General features: G+C 36.2%; 20 protein-coding genes. 16 read left to right on the plus strand and 4 right to left on the minus strand.

Annotated features, from left to right (window positions below; translation table 11 throughout):
- The first annotated feature begins 85 nt into the window (after positions 1-85).
- The 4 genes from DSM00_RS02705 (at position 86) to dnaG (ending at position 4,595) form a co-directional block, all read left to right on the plus strand.
- Positions 86-655, plus strand: a complete 570-nt coding sequence (locus DSM00_RS02705) for an RNA polymerase sigma factor (RefSeq protein WP_128756474.1) — start codon at positions 86-88, stop codon at positions 653-655.
- Positions 636-1,373, plus strand: coding sequence for a hypothetical protein (locus tag DSM00_RS02710; RefSeq protein ID WP_128756475.1), 738 nt, complete (start codon positions 636-638; stop codon positions 1,371-1,373). Before DSM00_RS02705 ends, DSM00_RS02710 begins: the two co-directional genes overlap by 20 nt.
- 77 nt (positions 1,374-1,450) lie before the next feature.
- On the plus strand, positions 1,451-2,485 hold the full coding sequence (locus DSM00_RS02715) for a hypothetical protein (RefSeq protein WP_128756476.1): 1,035 nt from the start codon (positions 1,451-1,453) through the stop codon (positions 2,483-2,485).
- A 154-nt stretch (positions 2,486-2,639) separates the two neighbouring features.
- Positions 2,640-4,595 carry a DNA primase gene (dnaG, locus tag DSM00_RS02720; protein WP_128756477.1) on the plus strand — a complete coding sequence of 652 codons (1,956 nt, stop codon included), beginning with the start codon at positions 2,640-2,642 and terminating at the stop codon, positions 4,593-4,595.
- A 2-nt stretch (positions 4,596-4,597) separates the two neighbouring features.
- Here the strand turns inward: dnaG and DSM00_RS02725 are convergent, their stop codons facing one another.
- Both DSM00_RS02725 and nadE read right to left on the minus strand, forming a co-directional pair.
- Positions 4,598-5,236 (minus strand): response regulator, encoded by a 639-nt coding sequence (locus DSM00_RS02725; protein ID WP_206633781.1) that lies wholly within the window; start codon positions 5,234-5,236, stop codon positions 4,598-4,600.
- Between the two features lie 97 nt (positions 5,237-5,333).
- Positions 5,334-6,125, minus strand: a complete 792-nt coding sequence (gene nadE, locus DSM00_RS02730; RefSeq protein WP_128756478.1) for an NAD(+) synthase — start codon at positions 6,123-6,125, stop codon at positions 5,334-5,336.
- Between the two features lie 53 nt (positions 6,126-6,178).
- Between nadE and gldB the strand changes: the two genes are divergently transcribed.
- From gldB to DSM00_RS02745, 3 genes are read left to right on the plus strand one after another with little or no spacing between them, the layout of a single operon-like run.
- Positions 6,179-7,192 (plus strand): gliding motility lipoprotein GldB, encoded by a 1,014-nt coding sequence (gene gldB / locus DSM00_RS02735; RefSeq protein ID WP_128756479.1) that lies wholly within the window; start codon positions 6,179-6,181, stop codon positions 7,190-7,192.
- A 9-nt stretch (positions 7,193-7,201) separates the two neighbouring features.
- Entirely contained in the window at positions 7,202-7,525 is a 324-nt protein-coding gene (gene gldC, locus DSM00_RS02740) for a gliding motility protein GldC (RefSeq protein ID WP_128756480.1), read from the plus strand.
- A gap of 2 nt (positions 7,526-7,527) precedes the next feature.
- Positions 7,528-7,893, plus strand: coding sequence for a GTPase (locus DSM00_RS02745; protein ID WP_128756481.1), 366 nt, complete (start codon positions 7,528-7,530; stop codon positions 7,891-7,893).
- Here the strand turns inward: DSM00_RS02745 and yihA are convergent.
- Together yihA and DSM00_RS02755 are read right to left on the minus strand one after the other, a co-directional pair.
- A complete protein-coding gene (gene yihA / locus DSM00_RS02750) occupies positions 7,880-8,488 on the minus strand; it encodes a ribosome biogenesis GTP-binding protein YihA/YsxC (protein ID WP_128756482.1) in 609 nt (202 codons plus the stop codon). The genes DSM00_RS02745 and yihA overlap by 14 nt on opposite strands.
- 9 nt (positions 8,489-8,497) lie before the next feature.
- A complete protein-coding gene (locus DSM00_RS02755; protein ID WP_128756483.1) occupies positions 8,498-9,262 on the minus strand; it encodes an alpha/beta fold hydrolase in 765 nt (254 codons plus the stop codon).
- 252 nt (positions 9,263-9,514) lie between these two features.
- On the opposite strand from DSM00_RS02755, the gene DSM00_RS02760 reads away from it, so the two are divergent.
- The 9 genes from DSM00_RS02760 to murG are packed head-to-tail and all read left to right on the plus strand — an operon-like array spanning position 9,515 to position 19,608.
- Positions 9,515-9,988, plus strand: a complete 474-nt coding sequence (locus tag DSM00_RS02760) for a division/cell wall cluster transcriptional repressor MraZ (RefSeq protein WP_128756484.1) — start codon at positions 9,515-9,517, stop codon at positions 9,986-9,988.
- The gene (rsmH, locus tag DSM00_RS02765) at positions 9,975-10,871 is read left to right on the plus strand and encodes a 16S rRNA (cytosine(1402)-N(4))-methyltransferase RsmH (RefSeq protein ID WP_128756485.1); all 897 of its coding nucleotides are present in this window, start codon (positions 9,975-9,977) and stop codon (positions 10,869-10,871) included. Before DSM00_RS02760 ends, rsmH begins: the two co-directional genes overlap by 14 nt.
- 6 nt (positions 10,872-10,877) lie before the next feature.
- A complete protein-coding gene (locus DSM00_RS02770; protein WP_128756486.1) occupies positions 10,878-11,195 on the plus strand; it encodes an FtsL-like putative cell division protein in 318 nt (105 codons plus the stop codon).
- A gap of 6 nt (positions 11,196-11,201) precedes the next feature.
- Positions 11,202-13,193: a penicillin-binding protein gene (locus tag DSM00_RS02775; RefSeq protein ID WP_128756487.1), complete on the plus strand. Its 1,992-nt coding sequence runs from the start codon at positions 11,202-11,204 to the stop codon at positions 13,191-13,193.
- Positions 13,190-14,653 carry a UDP-N-acetylmuramoyl-L-alanyl-D-glutamate--2,6-diaminopimelate ligase gene (locus tag DSM00_RS02780; protein WP_128756488.1) on the plus strand — a complete coding sequence of 488 codons (1,464 nt, stop codon included), beginning with the start codon at positions 13,190-13,192 and terminating at the stop codon, positions 14,651-14,653. Before DSM00_RS02775 ends, DSM00_RS02780 begins: the two co-directional genes overlap by 4 nt.
- A gap of 36 nt (positions 14,654-14,689) precedes the next feature.
- A complete protein-coding gene (gene mraY / locus DSM00_RS02785; RefSeq protein WP_128756489.1) occupies positions 14,690-15,922 on the plus strand; it encodes a phospho-N-acetylmuramoyl-pentapeptide-transferase in 1,233 nt (410 codons plus the stop codon).
- Entirely contained in the window at positions 15,923-17,257 is a 1,335-nt protein-coding gene (gene murD / locus DSM00_RS02790; protein WP_128756490.1) for a UDP-N-acetylmuramoyl-L-alanine--D-glutamate ligase, read from the plus strand.
- A gap of 32 nt (positions 17,258-17,289) precedes the next feature.
- A complete protein-coding gene (locus tag DSM00_RS02795; RefSeq protein ID WP_128756491.1) occupies positions 17,290-18,495 on the plus strand; it encodes an FtsW/RodA/SpoVE family cell cycle protein in 1,206 nt (401 codons plus the stop codon).
- 15 nt (positions 18,496-18,510) lie between these two features.
- The gene (gene murG, locus DSM00_RS02800; RefSeq protein WP_128756492.1) at positions 18,511-19,608 is read left to right on the plus strand and encodes an undecaprenyldiphospho-muramoylpentapeptide beta-N-acetylglucosaminyltransferase; all 1,098 of its coding nucleotides are present in this window, start codon (positions 18,511-18,513) and stop codon (positions 19,606-19,608) included.
- The last annotated feature ends 6 nt before the right edge of the window (positions 19,609-19,614 follow it).

Below are 19,614 nucleotides of genomic sequence, written 5' to 3' on the forward strand. Positions count from 1 at the left end.
AATTAATTTATTTTTTTAATGCTCAGGCAACCATTTGATAAAATTTTGCGTCTATATAAGTGAAGGCAGTTTTAAACCATCTTTTGTGAAAGTCATTTCATTTTTTAATAACGAAAAACAGCTTATAAAGAAAGCCGCTAACGGAAATCGTGATGCACAGCGCGCACTTTATAATCTGCACGCACCAAAAATGCTTAGCGTATGCAGAAGATATTTAAAAGATGTTATGCAGGCAGAAGAGGCGATGTGCAACGGATTTTTAAAGGTTTTTAAAAATCTAAAATCCTTTAGAGATGAAGGTAGTTTTGAGGGGTGGATACGGCGAATTATGGTTAATGAATCTATCTCTTATTTACGAAAAGAAGAAAAAATCACTTTTACCGATTTAAAAGAAGATTTTTCTGATGCAAGTTATAGTCCGCAAGATAGTGATTTAGAAGTTGAGCATATTCAAGCATTGATAGATGAATTACCTGAAGGCTATCGCGCTGTATTTGTAATGTATGCAGTAGAAGGTTATAAGCATCAAGAGATAGCAAAGTTACTGGAGATCTCAGAAAGTACATCTAAAAGTCAATTGTTTAAAGCTAGAAAATTGCTTCAGTTTAAGTTAAAAGAATCTAATTCATATCTCTATGGCACCGATGAAATTTGAAGAGAACATACGTGAGAAGCTTGAGAATCGAGAGATTAATCCGTCTCCTAGTGCTTGGGAGCAAATAGAAAGTGAGCTCAATGCTTCCGCAGCGCGTAAAGAAAATAAGGGCTTTGGGTGGTTTTTTATTGCGGCTAGTTTTATAGGAATACTAGTAATTGCCGGAATGTTTTTTCTAAATACTGATTTACCAGAGAATCAACAGATCGTTGTTAATCCTATTGAAGAAATCAAAACACAAGAACAAATAACAGACGCAATTGAAGAGGTAAATGTACCTGATAAAGAGCTTGAATTGAATTCTAGTCCTGATGATGCACTAGTAAATGAAGAGAAGATCGAAGAAAAACCAGTCATTACTAAAAAGCCAACTCAGATGTTTGCTGCAACCGAGAAAACCAAGAAAATAGTCCCCTTAGAAGAACCGGTTAAAAATCTTATAAATACTGAAGTAGATAATCTACTCTCAAAAGTTGAACAGCAGGAAAACACTGGTGTTGCCTATTCTGATGCAGAAATCGATAAGCTTTTGCGAGAAGCACAGCGTGAGATTATCACTGAAAAATTATTTAAGAATGCTCAGCAAGAGGTAAGTGCACAGGCTTTGCTTTATGAGGTTGAGGAAGAGTTGGATCCCTCTTTTAGAGACCGCATTTTTGAAGCGCTTAAAGAAGGCTTTGTGAAAGCCAGAGAAGCTGTCGTTTCTCGAAATAACTAAATATTCATTCATCAATCTTTGGGTAGCCCATCTCCGTCATAGACGGAGAGCGGTGACCTGAAACTAAATCACAAATTATGAGAACTTTAATTTTACTTTTTATTATTGGCTTAAGCTTTCTGCCACACACAATTAATGCTCAAACTGAAGAACAAGTTGAGTCTCTTAAACAGCTTCAAGTTAAAAAAGAAGAAATAGTAAATCAAGAGAAAGAAGCTTTAAAGCTGGAAGTTCTTGCGATTAATAAACGTTTAACCGCTAATGAAATCACTGCAGAACAAGCTAGCGAATTGAAGAAAGAAGCGGCAAAAAAACACGCACGCAACATAGAAGATAAACTCACAATAATTGAAAGTCAGATAGATTTATTAGAGCGTAATGCCGGAGATGAAGATGATGAGAGTGTCTTTGGGATATTTATAGGTAAAAATAAGTTGCGTATAGGTCAAGCTGAAAGAGAGGTGGTTTACGATCGTCGTACCACATCAGATATTGTGCTGGCTATAGGATTAAATAATGCAATCATTGATGGTCAAGGTTTGAACGATTCTCCTTATAAAATAGGAGGTAGTCGTTTCTTTGAACTGGGTTATGCATGGAAAACACGCGTTTTTGAAAATTCTAATTTTTTACGCTTAAAATATGGTTTTAGTTTTCAGTTTAATGGTTTGAAGATTGATGATAACCAGTATTTGGTTGAGCAGGGTGATGAGACGGTGCTAGAAACCTATCCTTTGAATCTGGATAAGTCAAAATTTAGAATGGACAACTTAGTCTTTCCTGTTCACTTTGAAATAGGTTCTTCAACTAAGAATGAAGGGGAAAATTATTTTAGATATTCAACAAAAAATAAATTCAAACTTGGTTTAGGTGGTTATGCGGGCTTTAATTTACTTACTATACAGAAACTCAAGTACGAAGAAAACGGAGAGGATCGCAAAGATAAGTTTAAGCAAAATTTCAACACTAATAATTTTATATATGGATTGAGTAGTTATGTTGCATTTGGTGATACAGCGCTCTATGTAAAATACGATTTGAATACTATATTTAAAAACAACCCGTTAGAGCAGCGCAATATTTCTGTAGGATTACGATTTGATATGGATTAACACCTACAAAACCTTCTAAATATGGTATTGAGCCTGTATGCTCAATACCATTTTTTTATCTAGAATATACAGTCCATTTTTCAGGTCTAAAACTTAATTTTGCAGTCTTCTTTAATTCGATATAAAAAGGAAAACTTAATATAGATTAGCTGCCTTGATTTCAAAAACTACCATAGATAATGTATTTGAAACTGCTCGTGTCGAGGAGGTGATAGGTGATTTTGTAAATCTTAAAAAGTCTGGAAGTAACTTCAAAGGTTTAAGTCCGTTTACAGATGAACGCTCTCCGAGTTTTATGGTCTCTCCGGTCAAACAAATTTGGAAGGATTTTTCTAGTGGAAAAGGGGGGAATGCTGTGGCTTTTTTAATGGAGCATGAGCATTTTACGTATCCTGAAGCAATAAAATATCTGGCTAAAAAGTACAATATAGAAATTGAAGAAACCGAACAAACAGACGAGCAAAAGGAGCAGGCCGATGAACGCGAAAGTATGTATGTGGTTTCTGAATATGCAAAAGACTACTTTCACAATACACTCCTAAATTCTGAAGCGGGTAAGGCTATAGGTCTTACCTATTTTAAAGAGCGTGGGTTTACTTCAGAAACTATTGAAAAATTTCAATTGGGATATTCCCCAGATACCTGGGATGCGTTTACCAGTGAAGCTATACGTAAAGGCTATAAACTAGAATATCTCGAAAAAACCGGATTGTCTATAGTTAAGGACGAAAAGCAATTTGATCGTTTTAAGGGGCGCGTGATGTTTCCTATACAATCATTAAGTGGAAGGATATTAGGTTTTGGAGGGCGCATTTTAACTAATGATAAAAAGGCAGCCAAATATTTAAATAGTCCGGAGAGTGATATTTATCATAAGTCCAAGGTGCTTTATGGTATTTATCACGCAAAACAAGCGATTGCCAAAGAGGATAATTGTTTTTTAGTTGAGGGTTATACCGATGTAATTCAAATGCATCAGTTAGGAATTGAAAATGTAGTTTCTTCTTCAGGGACTGCACTTACGCCAGAGCAGATACGCTTGATAAATCGTCTCACTCCTAATATTACAGTTTTATTTGATGGAGATGCTGCAGGGCAGCGTGCATCCTTGCGTGGTATTGATTTGATTCTCGAGCAGGGAATGAATGTGAAAGTATGCAGTTTTCCCGAGGGAGAAGACCCGGATAGCTTTTCACGAAAAAATACATTAACTGAAGTTGAGGATTTTCTAAAGGAAAATGCTAAAGATTTTATTCAGTATAAGGCTTCTCTTCTTATGCAGGAGGCACAGGGAGATCCTATTAAAAAGGCTGGGCTCGTAAGAGATATGGTTGAGAGCATCGGTAAAATTCCAGATGTAATTAAGCGGGAAATCTATATACAAGAATGTGCGCGTATAATGGATATTAAGGAGGCAGTCCTTTTTAATACGTTAGCTCAAATTTTAAATAAAGGGCAAAAAAATATACCGGCAACTACTAAACCTGCTGCTGGTCAAATGCAGGTTGTAGAAAAGAAAAAGACAGAAAAAGTTGATCGTCAATTTGTATTAGAGCGTAAGCTTATTGAACTTTTGTTGCTCTACGGAAATCAGAAAATCAAGTTTGACGATGTTATTGTTAAAGAGAATGAAGATGGTGATCCTGTCGAAGAACCTATCGTTTTTGAGCTTGATGTATATGAGAAGATTTATCTAGATCTTCAGGAAGATGAAACCGAGTTTGCTAATGAGCAATTCAGGAATTTATACTTAAAATTGATTGATGCACTAACGCAGCAACGTGATAAGTTTAAGATTGATGTTTTTATAAATACGGTAAGTCCTGAAGAAGGAGCGCTCATTTCAGATATAATTCTAAATGAAGATAAGTACGTTTTACATAGGTGGGATACTCAAGAAATTTATGTAAAACTTAAAAAAGATACTATTGCTCAAGTAGTGTCGCAAACAGTGCTTTATCTACGTCGTTTTTACGTTTCACAAAAGATAGAACAACTTGCTGAAGTAATAAAGGTACCTGAGAATTCTTCTATGGAAGTACTAATGGATATCAAAGATTATCAAGAGCTGAATAAATTTATTGCCTTAAAATTAAATAGAGTAGTCTAATACTACAAATCTGAAGTTTGCAATAATCGCGCTTGTTGAATAAGTTCGGCGAGACTACCAGCATCTAATTTTTTAAGTAATCTCGTTTTATACGTGCTAACTGTTTTTTCATTAATGTCTAATGACTCAGCTATATCTTTATTTCGTTTTCCTGAAGAAAGCATATTAAGCACTTCGGTTTCTCTAGTAGATAACTTTTTATATCGGTATGCGAGCGAATTATTCTTGGAAGGATCTGTGTTAGATAGCATTTCTACCAGGGCATTGTTTAGATAAATGCCTCCTCGTGCCACTTGTATTAATGCTTTGAGTACAGTGGCAGAATCTACCGTTTTACCCACATACCCCATCGCACCGGCCTTAATTGCACTTAGAGCATACATCTCCTCCGGATGTGTACTAAAAATCATAATTTTTAATCCGGGAAAGCTACGGCGCAGTTCTTTAATAGCAGATAATCCTTGTAGATTAGGAAGATCAATTTCCATAACTACCAGATCTGGAACTTCGTTTTCTAATGAAGCTTTTAAATCATTACCGTCAACAATAACATCCAGTATTTCGTGATCTGTATTGCGTAGTATGTGCGATAAACCATCAGTAATTACTGGATGATGATCTGCTATTGTGATTGTAATCATAAGATGGGATTATTCTTCTAGAACGGCTAAAGTAGCATCATTAGTGTAAACTACAAATGCTTTTCGGTGTAAGAATAAATTTACAGGATTAAAGTCATTATTCCTTCAAATTCATCGGGATCTCACATACCGGAATAGCTTCCATCTTATGTTTATTTGCGTTATTATAGCGTTTATAAATTTCAAATACGGTTTTTTTGCGACCATCAAAATCAGAAGCCGTACTACCTTTTTTATCTTCCTTCATTGCCCATTCTAGCTCATCGTAACTTGCTCCTATTTGATCTTCATCGCTTCGATCATCTTGCCATAGACCATCTGTAGGTTTAGCCACCTGAATACTTTCTGGCACTCCTAAAACTTTGGCTAAAGCATATACTTCGCTTTTCATTAAATCTGCAATAGGACTTAAATCAACACCACCATCTCCATATTTAGTATAAAAACCTACCCCAAAATCTTCTACTTTATTCCCTGTACCAGCAACCAGATATTTATGAATTCCTGCAAAATAATATAATGTACTCATACGCAATCTCGCTCTGGTATTGGCCAGACTAAGTTGTAACTCCGGACTAGCAGATATTTCAGGTAGAGCGGCTTTAAAGACTTCAAAAGTTTCAGTAAGATCTGTATTTACATCACTCACATTTGCAAACTGTTTTTTTAACTTGGCTATGTGCTCTTTACCACGTGTAACGTGTGCAGGAGGTTGATGAATAGGCATTTCTACACATAAAGTGCGTAAACCCGTTCTGGCGCAAAGTGCAGAAGTAACAGCACTGTCTATGCCACCACTAATACCTACAACAAAACCATTTATATTAGCATTAATTGCATAATTTTTTAACCAGTTTACGATGTGATCAATAACTTTTTCAGTTTGCATATAGAACAAATTAATTAGATGTAAATACTACCTTTGCGGCGCAATTTTTTGTTATGGTGAATTTACTAAATTTAAGAAAGTCTGAAGTAGCAGGCAGGTCTATACTTGGCCTATTTAATATTTTTTTAGGGGTTTCTTTATTTTTTATAACGGCTTGTAAGAATGATGCAAAATTACCTGAAGATATTTCTAAAATTGCAATTGAAGTAAAGATTGATAGATTTGATAAAAAATTTGCACGTATAGACTCTGCGCACTTACCACAATTAATAAGCGAATATCCCTATTTGTTTCCTTCAGAATATCCAGATGCGTTTTGGGTTTCAAAAATAAAAGATACCATTCAGCTCGAATTAAATACAGAGGTGGCTAAAGCATTTCCTGATTTTAAGGAAACTACGAGTGAATTGGGAAATCTTTTTAAACATATTAAATACTATTACCCAAAGTTTGAGGAGCCAAGAGTTGTTACCATTACTTCAGACGTTTCCTATAAAATGCCGGTTGTGTTAACTGACAGTTTACTTTTGATTGGTCTGGATAATTATTTAGGACCAGAACATCCTTTTTATGATGGTATACAGCGGTTTTATACACAAAATTTTAGAAGAGAGCAGATAGATGTAGATGTGGCAGAGGCTTTTGTGTCAAAATTGATTGCTCGTAAAGGAAATAGAAGATTTTTAGATGAAATGATTTATCACGGTAAGCGACTCTATATGATGGAAGCTTTACTGACTTTAAAGCCGAAAAGCGAAGTTTTGGATTATACGACAGATCAATATGAATGGGCAGTAGCAAATGAAGTTGATATCTGGAAGTATTTTGTAGAGAACAAATTACTGTTTGAGACAGATAGTAAATTGTTAAGTCGCTTTATAAATCCTGCTCCATTTTCTAAATTTTATTTAGATTTTGATAATGATAGTCCGCCTCGCTTAGGCAGATATATAGGCTGGCAAATTGTGAAGCGTTACATGGAGCGTACAAATGTTCCGCTGCAAATGCTTCCTGAAAAAAGCACTGATGAAATCTTTGAAAAAGCAAATTATAAACCCCGTAATTAAACCCAGTTTATGAAAACTGAAATAAAAATAAACGTAGAATTAGACGCAAACCGTGTACCTGAAAAAATTTCTTGGACTGCTCCTGACGGAGGTGTTTCTAATGAACCGGCAAAAGCATTAATGCTTGCTCTTTGGGATGCAAAAACGCAAGAAGCAGCACGTATTGATTTATGGACAAAAGACATGCCTGTAGATGAAATGAAGGTATTTTTTCATCAGACTTTAGTAAGTATGGCAAAAACATTTCAGCGTGCAACAGATGATGAGAAAATGTCTGCGACGATGATGGATTTCTGTGATTATTTTGCTGAAAAGTTAGAGCTAAAGAAATAAAAATGAAGCTCGTATTTGTTTACAATGCAAATTCTGGAAAGCTTAATGGTTATCTAGACAGCTTGCACAAGGTTATAAGTCCTAAAACCTATCCTTGTAGTTTATGCGATATCACCTACGGTGTGCTTAAAATTAAACCGGAGTGGCAAGCTTTTAAAGATAGAACTAACCTGAATTTAGAATTTCATCATCTTGATGAGTTTGAAAATAAATTTGGGTCGATTACTAGAGCACGATATACCTATCCGATTATTTTGGAAGAGCATAATGGAGCGTTAGAAATATTTCTTAGTAAAGAAGAACTCGATGGTTTAAAAGATGAAAACGAGTTAATTAAGTGTATTGAAGCAAGAACTACTGCTCTTTAAGCTGTTCATTTATAGCACCTATATAGTTAAGAATTTCTTCCTTTCCTACACTATTTGAGGCGCTACTCACAAAGTAATTAGGCATTTCTAGCCAAACCCCTTCTAAAAGTGCTTGTTTGTAATTTTCTATATTACGCTCAAGCGCTTTTGGTTTAAGCTTATCTGCTTTAGTAAAGATTATTGAAAACGGAATTTGTTTTTCGCCTAGATATTGCATAAAGTCCCTGTCAATTGGTTGCGGTTCGTGTCTGCAATCTATAAGTACAAAAGCCGAAACTAACTGTTCGCGTTCTTCAAAATATTGAGTAATGAATTTTTGGAATTCTTTTTTTGCTTTTTTAGAAACTCGAGCATATCCATACCCAGGTAAATCTACAAGATACCAAGATTCATTTATCGTAAAATGATTTATAAGCTGAGTTTTACCTGGACGACCAGACGTTTTTGCTAAATTTTTACGATCGGTAAGCATATTTATTAAGCTAGACTTACCTACGTTTGACCTACCTATAAACGCATACTCCGGCATTTTGTTCTGTGGACATTTTGCCACGTTAGAGTTGCTTACAAGAAATTCAGCAGATTTAATTCGCATGATCTGTTTTTAGTAATTGCGGTCTTTTAGCCACTGAGATAGAATCTCATTAAATTCAATTGGACGCTCCATCATCGCTGCATGACCACATTTATCTATCCAAAATAAATCAGAGTCTGGCAGCAGTTTATTAAAATCTTCTGCAACCTCTGGTGGTGTAACATTATCATTACGGCCCCATATTATACAAGTAGGCGTGGTCATATGTGGTAAATCCTGAGCCATATTATGACGTATAGCACTTTTTGCAATAGCTAAAGTTTTAATAAGTTTATTACGGTCATTCACAGTCTCGTAAACTTCATCTACAATTTCTTTAGTAGCGACTGCAGGATCGTAAAATACATCTTCGGCTTTTTTCTTTATATATTCATAATCTCCACGCTTAGGGTAACTCTCTCCCATCGCGCTTTCATACAAACCAGAGCTGCCTGTTATTACTAATGCTTTAGTAGCTTCAGGATAAAGCTTTGTATGTATTAGTCCTATATGACCACCTAAAGAATTACCTAGTAAGATAGGGTCTTCATATCCTCTAAGCTTAATAAATTCATTTAAGTAGTTTGCAAATGTTTTAACCCCAGTCTTAATGAGGGGCATCGAGTATAAGGGCAATTCTGGAATTACAATTTTGTAGCCAAGCTTTGAAAAATGTTCAGTGACTTCATCAAAATTGCTTAGCCCGCCCATTAGTCCGTGAAGAATAATTATAGGGGTTCCTTCGCCAGCTTCTAGATAGGTGAATTTTCCCTGTGTTTTTAATTGGTGCTTCATAATTGGTCGGCAAGAGGCTTTCGCACAAATATAGACATTTACACTAAAATCAAAATTTAAAAATAGCGTGATTATAGAAGTCAGAGCTGGTATTCATAACAAGAGGTTTGCTTACAGACTAATAGCGCAATTTTAACTTTTGAGGAGTAGTCAACAAGTGGGGAGACTTATTAACAAAGTGGTAGATTGTGGGAGATTGTGGTAATAAATTCTCTATATTTGAAATTGTAAAATCTAAAACCTACAGTATTAGTGCTCAGCCTAATAGGGACATATGAATGTAAAGTTGATGCTAAAGGCCGTCTTATGATGCCTTCTGCGTTGAAAAAACAGCTCGCAAAAGAGTTGCAGGAGGGCTTTGTGATAAAGCGTTCTGTTTTTAATTCTTGTTTAGAGTTGTGGCCTATGTCTGAGTGGGAAGTGATGATGGCAAAATTAAATGGTCTCAATCGCTTTGTTAAGAAAAATGTGGAGTTTATTAGAAGGTTTACAGCTGGTGTAAAGCTAATAGAGGCAGATGCTTCGGGTAGATTATTAATTCCCAAAGACTTGATTTCATTTGCTTCGATTTCAAAAGATATTGTTTTGACCTCTGGTGGAAACATTATTGAAATCTGGGATTTAGTAGCATATGAGGTTGCAGTAAGTGACAACGATGGTGATTTTGCTGCATTAGCAGAAGATGTTATGGGAGGTCAAAACGATATAATAGATGAGTTATCATAATCCAGTATTATTAGATGAGACTGTAAGTGGTTTGGCGATTAAGCCAGACGGCATTTATGTAGATGTAACATTTGGAGGAGGAGGCCATTCTCGGGAGATACTTAATCGACTTGGTGAGAACGGAAAGTTATTTGCCTTTGATCAAGACGCAGATGCGTTAGAGAATAAGATTGACGATCCCAGATTTACATTAATACACGAGAACTTTCGGTTTGCTAAGCGTTTTTTGCGGTTTTATGGTGCTTCACAAGTAGATGGGGTTTTAGGAGATTTTGGAGTTTCGTCACATCAGTTTGATGTTGCAGAACGTGGTTTTTCAACACGATTTGATGCGGAGCTGGATATGAGGATGAATCAAAAAAACAAATTATCTGCTTATCACGTAGTTAATGAGTATGCTGAAGAGGATATAAGCAGAGTGCTGTTACAATATGGTGAGTTGAGAAGTGCACCTAAAATTGCACGCACCTTAATCTCAGTGCGTAAAGAGGGAGCTATAAAAACTACGGAAGCTTTAAAGCTTGCATTAAAACCTTTTCTTCCGCAGAACAGGGAGAATAAAGTTTTGGCGCAGGTGTATCAGGCGATACGTATTGAAGTAAATCAAGAAATCGAAGTTCTAAAAGATTTTCTCAAGCAAACTGAAGAAATTATTAAGCCGGGTGGCAGGCTAAGTTTAATCTCCTATCATTCATTAGAAGATAGGTTGGTAAAGCGATACATGCGTAATGGCTTATTTGAAGGCGAACCTGAGAAAGATATGTTTGGCAATTTTACAGTGCCTTTTAAAAAAGTAGGTGGTCTTATCGTTCCCGGTAAGGCAGAAATTAAAGAAAATAATAGAGCGCGTAGTGCAAAATTACGTATTGCTGAAAAAGTATAAATCGTTTTGAAGCAAGGTATTTATAACATATTAAAAGGAAAGTTTCTTTTTAGCGATGACGCTATGAGAAACTGGCGAATGATTATTTTTTTATCATTCCTGGCGATTATTATGATAGGTAGTTCGCATCGAGCAGATAAAAAAGTACACGAGATTTCAAGTTTAAGTGCAGAGGTTAAAGAGCTGCATAGTGAGTTTGTAGATGCCCGGTTGGAGGCGCGAAGATCTAAAATGGAAAGCGTGGTGACGCGAAAAGTAGCAGAGAGCGGTCTGGCACCGTCATTAACACCGCCTAAAAAAATTAACGTAACTAAAGAACCTTAAGTTCTAATGGCAACAAGCGAAAAGAACATACTTAATAGAATGTACTTGGTGGCGGGAGCAATGTTTCTCTTTGCCTTTTTTGTTGCGTTTAAACTTATCAATATTCAAGTTTCTGAAGGAGATAAGTACAAGGCTCTTGCAGAGGCTAGAACCGAGCGTATGTTTACGATACCTGCAAACCGAGGTAATCTATATGCTGGAGATGGTAGTTTATTAGCTACATCGGTACCTAAATATGATATCCGGTTTGATGCACTGGCTCCAACACAATCAGATTTTGAGCAGCATATTCAAGGATTAGCAAAAGGACTGTCTGCAGAGTTAGGCAAGCCTGTAGAGCATTATATAAATACACTACGTAAGGCGCGCGTAAACAAGAATCGGTATTTATTATTAGCTAGAAACCTAGGGTACTCAAAATATCTTGCAGTAAAAAAATTACCGCTTTTTAATAAAGGACCTTATAAAGGAGGGATAATTACAGAGCAGCGTACGGTGAGAGAGCATCCGCTAGATAAAATTGCCGAGCGTACTATAGGATATGATCGTTTAACTGAATACGGAAGATATAGTGAAGCGGGTCTTGAAGGAGCTTTTGGTACGTATTTAAGAGGTAAGGAGGGAAAACGACTTAAGCAACGCATTGCAAAAGGGCAATGGAAGCCTATAGGTGATGACAATATCGTAGAGCCTCAGGATGGCTATGATGTTATTTCTACAATAGATGTAAATATTCAAGATATCGCACATCACGCATTGTTAGAATCTTTAGAAAAATTTGAAGCAGATCACGGTTGTGTTGTAGTTATGGAAACTAAAACCGGAGAGGTAAAGGCGATTTCTAATCTGGGTCGTATGGAAGATGGTGGTTATTACGAGGATCGTAATTATGCCATTTATGAATCTGCAGAACCCGGCTCAACATTTAAGCTAATGTCTATGGTAGCTGCCCTAGAAGATAAGGTTATAGATAGTAGTGATGTGGTAGATACAGAAAATGGAAGAGTGAAATTCTATAACCGTACGGTTTACGATTCTCATTGGGGAGGTTACGGAAAGATAAGTGCAGCACGCGCATTTGAACTTTCTTCAAATACCGCATTTGCCAAAATGATTAATGAAAATTATAAAGATGATCCTAAGCGCTTTTTAAAGCGCCTTTATAATATGGGCCTTAATGACAAGCTGGGATTAGAAATTAAAGGTGAAGGTTCCCCGCGATTCCCATATCCGGGAGATTCTAACTGGTATGGTACTACCCTACCGTGGATGGCCTTTGGATACGGAGTTTCTTTAACTCCTTTACAAACGCTAACATTCTACAATGCAATTGCAAATAATGGAGAAATGGTTAAGCCACGCTTCATTAAAGAAATTAAAAAATGGGATGTTTCTGTAGAAAAGTTTGAAAAACAGGTGATCAATCCGGCGATTTGTTCTCAAACAACTATAGATAAAGTAAAAGTGATGATGCTTAATGTAGTTGAGCGAGGCACGGCGGCTAATATATACTCAAAAGATTTTTCTATGGCCGGTAAAACCGGAACATGTCAAACAGAGTATTGGTTAGAAGAAGGTAAATACATCGCTTCTTTCGCAGGTTATTTTCCGGCAGAAGATCCTAAGTACTCTTGTATTGTGGTTGTTCATAAGCCAAAAAAGAGTTTAGGATACTACGGAAATATCGTAGCTGCACCAGTATTTAAAAAAATAGCACAAAAAATATACAGTGATACACCTATAACCGATGAGGTTCGCTTAGCTAATTCAAACCCAAAGCCGGTTATTTCAGATTATGAAGGGTATTATACAAAATCGCAAAACAAAGCACAGACTATTCCTAATGTAAAAGGGATGAGTGGAATGGATGCAATTTCAATATTAGAAAACCTTGGGCTTCAAGTGGAGTATAAGGGTATTGGAAAAGTTAGAGAACAATCTTTAAAAGCGGGTCAAAAATTAAGTAAGAATCAAAAAATAATTTTACAGCTATCGTGATTTTATTAAAAGACATATTATATAAAGTAACGCTAGAGTCTGTTACCGGAAACCCTAATGTTCCCGTTAATAATATTCAATTTGATTCGCGTCTAGTAGGGCTTAATGATGTATTTGTTGCTGTTAAAGGTACTCAAAGCGACGGGCATGCGTATATAAAAAATGCTGAAGATCAAGGAGCAATTGCTATCATATGCGAAGAAATGCCGTCAAATTTTGTTAATGGTATCACGTATGTTCAGACTTCAGATTCTGCTAGAGCTCTAGCTATAATAGCTTCTAATTATTACAATACGCCGTCAGAAAATTTGAAGTTAGTAGGAATTACCGGAACAAATGGTAAGACTACTATTGCGACGTTATTATATCAATTATTCACTAAAGCAGGTTTTAAAACTGGTCTATTATCAACGGTGAAAGTCGTGGTTGCTGACAAAGAGTATCCTGCGACGCATACAACACCAGATTCGCTTACGATAAATAAGTATCTGTCTGAAATGAATGAGGCGGGTGTAGAATACTGTTTTATGGAAGTGAGCTCCCATGGTATTCATCAAATGCGTACAGAAGGGTTGCATTTTGCAGGTGGGATTTTTACAAACCTTACACATGATCATTTAGACTATCATAGCAGTTTTTCAGAATACAGGGATGTTAAGAAATCATTTTTTGACAATTTACCTAAAACAGCTTTTGCGCTTGTAAATGCAGATGATCGCAATGGGCAAATTATGCTGCAAAATACGAAGGCAAAAAAAGTTACCTATGCTCTAAAATCGTTTGCAGATTATAGAGCTCAGATTTTAGAAAATCAGTTTTCTGGATTGTTACTTAAAGTGAATGAACAGGAAGTGTGGGTAAAGCTTATTGGTTCATTTAATGCCTATAATGTTTTAGCGATTTATGCAGCTTCAGAATTATTAGGATTATCCCAGATTGAGGCACTTCAGTACTTATCAGAATTAACAAGTGTAAGCGGAAGATTTCAGTATCTGATTTCAGCAAAAAAAATAACTGCTATCGTTGATTATGCACATACACCAGATGCATTAAAAAATGTTTTAGAGACAATTAATGATATACGCACAAAGAATGAAAATCTTATTACAGTGGTAGGTTGTGGTGGCGATCGTGATCGTACAAAACGTCCTGTAATGGGTAAAATAGCTGCTGCTTTAAGCAGTAAGGTGATTTTTACAAGCGATAACCCACGTAGTGAAAATCCTGAAACGATAATTGAAGAAATTGAAAAGGGTGTTGAGCCTTTAGACTATAAAAAAACGCTTGCGATCACGTCTAGAAAACAAGCAATTAAGACTGCTTGCCAACTAGCTGAAGAAAATGATATTATCCTAATTGCTGGGAAAGGTCACGAGACCTATCAGGAAATAATGGGCAAGCGTACCGATTTTGACGACTACAAAATCGTGCAGGAATTATTAATCGAATTAAATAAATAAATCAAAAACGCAAAACGCGTAATTGAACTTTAAAATATGTTGTACTACCTGTTTGAATACTTAGAGCGCGCATACAACTTCCCTGGAGCAAGTCTTTTTGGGTTTATAACATTTAGAGCGGCAATTGCGATTTTAATGTCGTTAGCTATCTCAACAATTTGGGGAAAACGCATTATTCTTTATTTGCAAAAAAAGCAATTGGGGGAGTCTATACGTGACTTAGGTTTAGAAGGGCAGGTTGAAAAAGCAGGGACACCTACAATGGGTGGGCTTATAATAATTCTAGCGACTTTGATACCGGTTCTTTTACTGGCAAAACTAGAAAATGTATATGTCATTTTGCTAATAGTTACAACCCTGTGGATGGGTGCAATAGGATTTATAGATGATTTTTTAAAAATTAGAAAAAAGAATAAAGAAGGCTTAAGCGGAAAGTTTAAAATATTTGGTCAAATAGGTTTAGGGGTTATCGTAGGCGCTACCATATTTTTTCATCCCGGAGTTACTGTCAAGGAAGAGATTGCCAATAGTCCTGCACAACAAGAAGAGCTTGTAGATAGTAGTTCTAGAGAGTTTTCTTCAGAAGAAAAAGCACTAACAACCACTATACCTTTTGTTAAAAATAATGAGATCGATTATAGTGTTTTAGTGAGTTGGTTAGGCCCCGATTATGTAAAATACTCGTGGTTATTGTTTATCCCTATAGTAATTTTTATAGTGACTGCAGTTTCAAATGGAGCTAACCTAACAGATGGAATTGACGGATTAGCTGCTGGTACATCTGCAATAATTGTGCTCACACTTGGGATTTTTGCCTGGGTTTCTGGTAATATCATTTTCAGCGATTATCTGGATGTGATGTATATACCCAGATCTGGAGAGATGGTAATTTTTATCACGGCGTTTGTAGGATCGCTGGTTGGTTTTTTATGGTACAACACGTATCCGGCTCAGGTGTTTATGGGAGATACGGGAAGTTTAACCATAGGTGGAATTATCGCTGTGATTGCTATAGCCATTCGTAAAGAGCTATTAATACCTATTCTATGTGGTGTCTTCTTTATGGAAACACTATCGGTGATGTTGCAGGTGAGTTGGTTTAAGTACACAAAGAAAAAATCTGGTGAGGGCAGACGTATATTTTTAATGTCGCCACTTCATCATCATTATCAGAAAAAGGGTATTCACGAGAGTAAGATCGTGACTCGTTTTTGGATTATAGGAATTCTACTAGCGATTATAACAATTGTAACGCTAAAGGTTAGATAGATGAAGCGGTTAGTAATTTTAGGCGGCGGTGAGAGTGGTGTAGGAACTGCGATATTAGGTAAAAAACAAGGGTATGCTGTATTTGTATCAGACTTTGGGAAGATAAAGAAAAGCTACCAGGACGTTCTTAATGATTATGAAATTAAATGGGAAGATGGCGGACATACAGAATCGCTAATTCTTAATGCAGACTTAGTGATGAAAAGTCCGGGAATACCAGACAAAGCACCGCTAATTAAGCACTTGAAAGCAAGTAATATTCCAGTTATTTCTGAAATGGAATTTGCTGCTCTTTATACACAGGCAACCTTGATTGGCATTACCGGAAGTAATGGTAAGACCACAACCACCATGTTGATGGCTCATATTCTGAAAGAAGCCGGATTAAAAAGTGTGGCGGCGGGAAATATAGGAGACAGCTTTGCAAAATGGGTAGCATTAGATGATCAGGATTATTATGCGCTAGAGATAAGCAGTTTTCAATTAGATGGTATTGAAAAATTTGCTCCCCATATTGCGATTTTGACAAATATTACACCAGATCATCTGGACCGATATGAGTATGAATTTGAAAATTATATACGGTCAAAATTTAGAATAGCGGAGAATCAGACAGAAGCAGATTATTTAATATATGATGCAGATGATGAAGTGATAGTTGAGTGGTTAGAAAAACATCCAGTACGGTCTAAGCTGATGCCGTTTTCTATCACTAAAGAATTAAAACAAGGTGCTTATTATGCACAAGAAGAAATAAACATAATAACTGACGATACGAGAATGACTATGTCAACAAAAAATTTAGAAATTAAAGGTGCACATAATACAAAGAATGCAATGGCGGCAGCGACAGCTTCTCGATTATTAAGTATTCGCAAGGCGACTATTAGAGAATCGTTAGAAGGGTTTCAGGGAGTTGAACACCGCTTAGAATATGTATTAAAAATTAATAATGTTTCATATATAAACGATTCAAAAGCTACTAACGTTAATGCAACATTCTATGCATTAGATAGTATGAGCGCCCCTACAGTATGGATTGTGGGAGGTGTAGATAAAGGAAACGATTATAAGGATCTTTTTCCACTTGTGAATGAGAAGGTGAAAGCAATAGTATGCTTAGGTGTAGATAATGCAAAATTATTACACACGTTCAGCAATATGGTTGAGACTATTATTGAAACAGAATCTATGACAGAAGCTGTGAAGATAGCATACAAGCTTACAGATAAGGGAGATAACGTGTTATTGTCACCTGCCTGTGCCAGTTTTGATTTATTTGATAATTATGAAGATCGCGGAAGACAATTTAAAAATGCGGTTAGAAACTTATAGTAATTTATAATTCATTGTAAATAGGGAATACATTGAGTACATCAAAAAACATATTTGCTACATTAAAGGGGGATCGTTCTATCTGGGCGATCACCGCTTTTCTTGCATTATTTTCTTTTTTGCCGGTATTTAGTGCTAGTAGTAATCTGGCGTATTTATATGGAGGAAATGGGGATACATTTCCGTATTTACTACGCCATTTTATGCATCTCGTATTAGGTTTTGCTATAATTTATGGCGTGCATAAAGTGCCGTCGCATTATTTTAAAGGTCTTTCTATAATAGGAATTCCAGTAGTCATCATTTTATTAATCGTGACTATGGCTCAGGGAACAACTATAGATGGGTCAAATGCAAGTAGATGGATTAAAGTTCCGTTTGTGGGAATTACTTTTCAAACATCTACATTGGCATCGGTTGTATTAATGATTTATATCGCGCGCTATCTTTCACGAATTAAAGATAAAACCATAACCTTTAAAGAGAGCATATTACCCTTATGGGTGCCGGTGGCTCTTATTTTAGGTATGATTTTACCGGCCAATTTCTCTACTACAGCTATCATATTTGTAATGGTGCTTACGCTTGTATTTCTTGGCGGTTACCCGATTAAGTATTTAAGTATAATAGTAGTCTCAGGTCTACTTGTATTAACGCTTTTTATTTTGGCCGCTAAAGCGTTTCCGGGTGTATTTCCTAACCGTGTTGATACCTGGATAAGTAGGATAGATAGTTTTTCTGATAATGAAGATAGTGAAGGGGATTATCAGATAGAAAAGGCAAAGATAGCAATAGCGACCGGTGGTCTTGTGGGTATGGGCCCAGGAAAGAGTATTCAAAAAAACTTTTTACCGCAATCATCATCAGATTTTATCTATGCTATAATTGTTGAAGAATTTGGTCTAGTTGGTGGATTGACACTTTTGGTTATGTATTTGCTGCTATTATTTAGAATTCTGGTAATTGCAAATAAAGCGCCCAGCGTATTCGGAAAGTTAGCCGTAATAGGGGTGGGAATTCCTATCGTATTTCAAGCATTAATAAATATGGCTGTTGCTGTTGAGTTGTTCCCGGTTACTGGGCAAACCTTGCCGCTTGTAAGTAGTGGAGGAACCTCGATATGGATGACCTGTCTTGCTATAGGAATAATATTAAGCGTAAGCGTAAAACGAGGAGAAGTAAAAATTAAGGACGAAGAAGAAATGAATCCGCTAGATATATTAAGCGAAACCATTTAAGAACTTAAAAAAGATTTGAAGAACTATAAATTCATATTATCAGGTGGTGGAACCGGGGGGCATATTTACCCAGCAATTGCTATTGCAGATGCTTTAAAAGTGAAATATCCGACTGCGGAGTTTCTTTTTGTAGGATCTCAAGATCGTATGGAAATGGAAAAAGTACCGGCTGCAGGATATAAAATTGAAGGATTATGGATCGCAGGTTTGCAACGTAAACTAACATTTGCAAATTTGATGTTTCCGTTTAAACTAATTAGCAGTTTAATTAAATCTGCCAGAATAATTAGAAAATTCAAACCAGATGCGGTTATAGGTACAGGTGGTTTTGCAAGCGGACCTTTATTAGAAATGGCCACACGTTACGGTAAACCAACGCTTATACAAGAGCAAAATAGTTTTGCAGGTATAACCAATAAATTACTGGCAAAGAAAGTTGATACCATATGTGTAGCATATGAAAATATGCAACAGTTTTTTCCGTCCGAAAAAATTGTTATTACTGGAAATCCAGTGCGCCAAGATTTGTTAGATATCAATTCAAAACGTGAAACAGGTATTGCCAAATATAATCTTGACGCTTCAAAAAAAACGCTTGTAGTATTAGGCGGAAGCCTCGGAGCCCGAGCGATAAATAAATTAATCGATAACGAATTACAATTTATTTTAGATCAAAACGTACAAGTTTTATGGCAATGCGGTAAGATCTATTATGAAGAGTATAAACACCACAATGCATCTGTAGAGGTTCAAGTTGTACCTTTTATAGATACAATGGATCTGGCTTATGCTTCAGCTGATATAATTATAAGTAGAGCCGGAGCGGGATCTGTGTCAGAATTAGCACTGGTAGGGAAGCCGGTGATATTTATTCCATCTCCCAATGTCGCTGAAGATCATCAGACAAAAAATGCAGAAGCGATAGTGGATAAAGATGCTGCTTTGCTCATAAAAGAAAAAGATCTAGACGGTGCGTTTAGAAATCAGTTTTTAGGATTAATAAATGATGAAAATAGACAGGAGATATTAGGAGCTAATATTTTGAAATTGGCTAAACCTGATGCAACACAACAGATAGCGGATCAAATAGAAAAAATGCTTAAAAAGCAATAACAACAC

It is taken from the genome of Leeuwenhoekiella aequorea (assembly GCF_004104375.1).
Lineage (GTDB): Bacteria > Bacteroidota > Bacteroidia > Flavobacteriales > Flavobacteriaceae > Leeuwenhoekiella > Leeuwenhoekiella aequorea.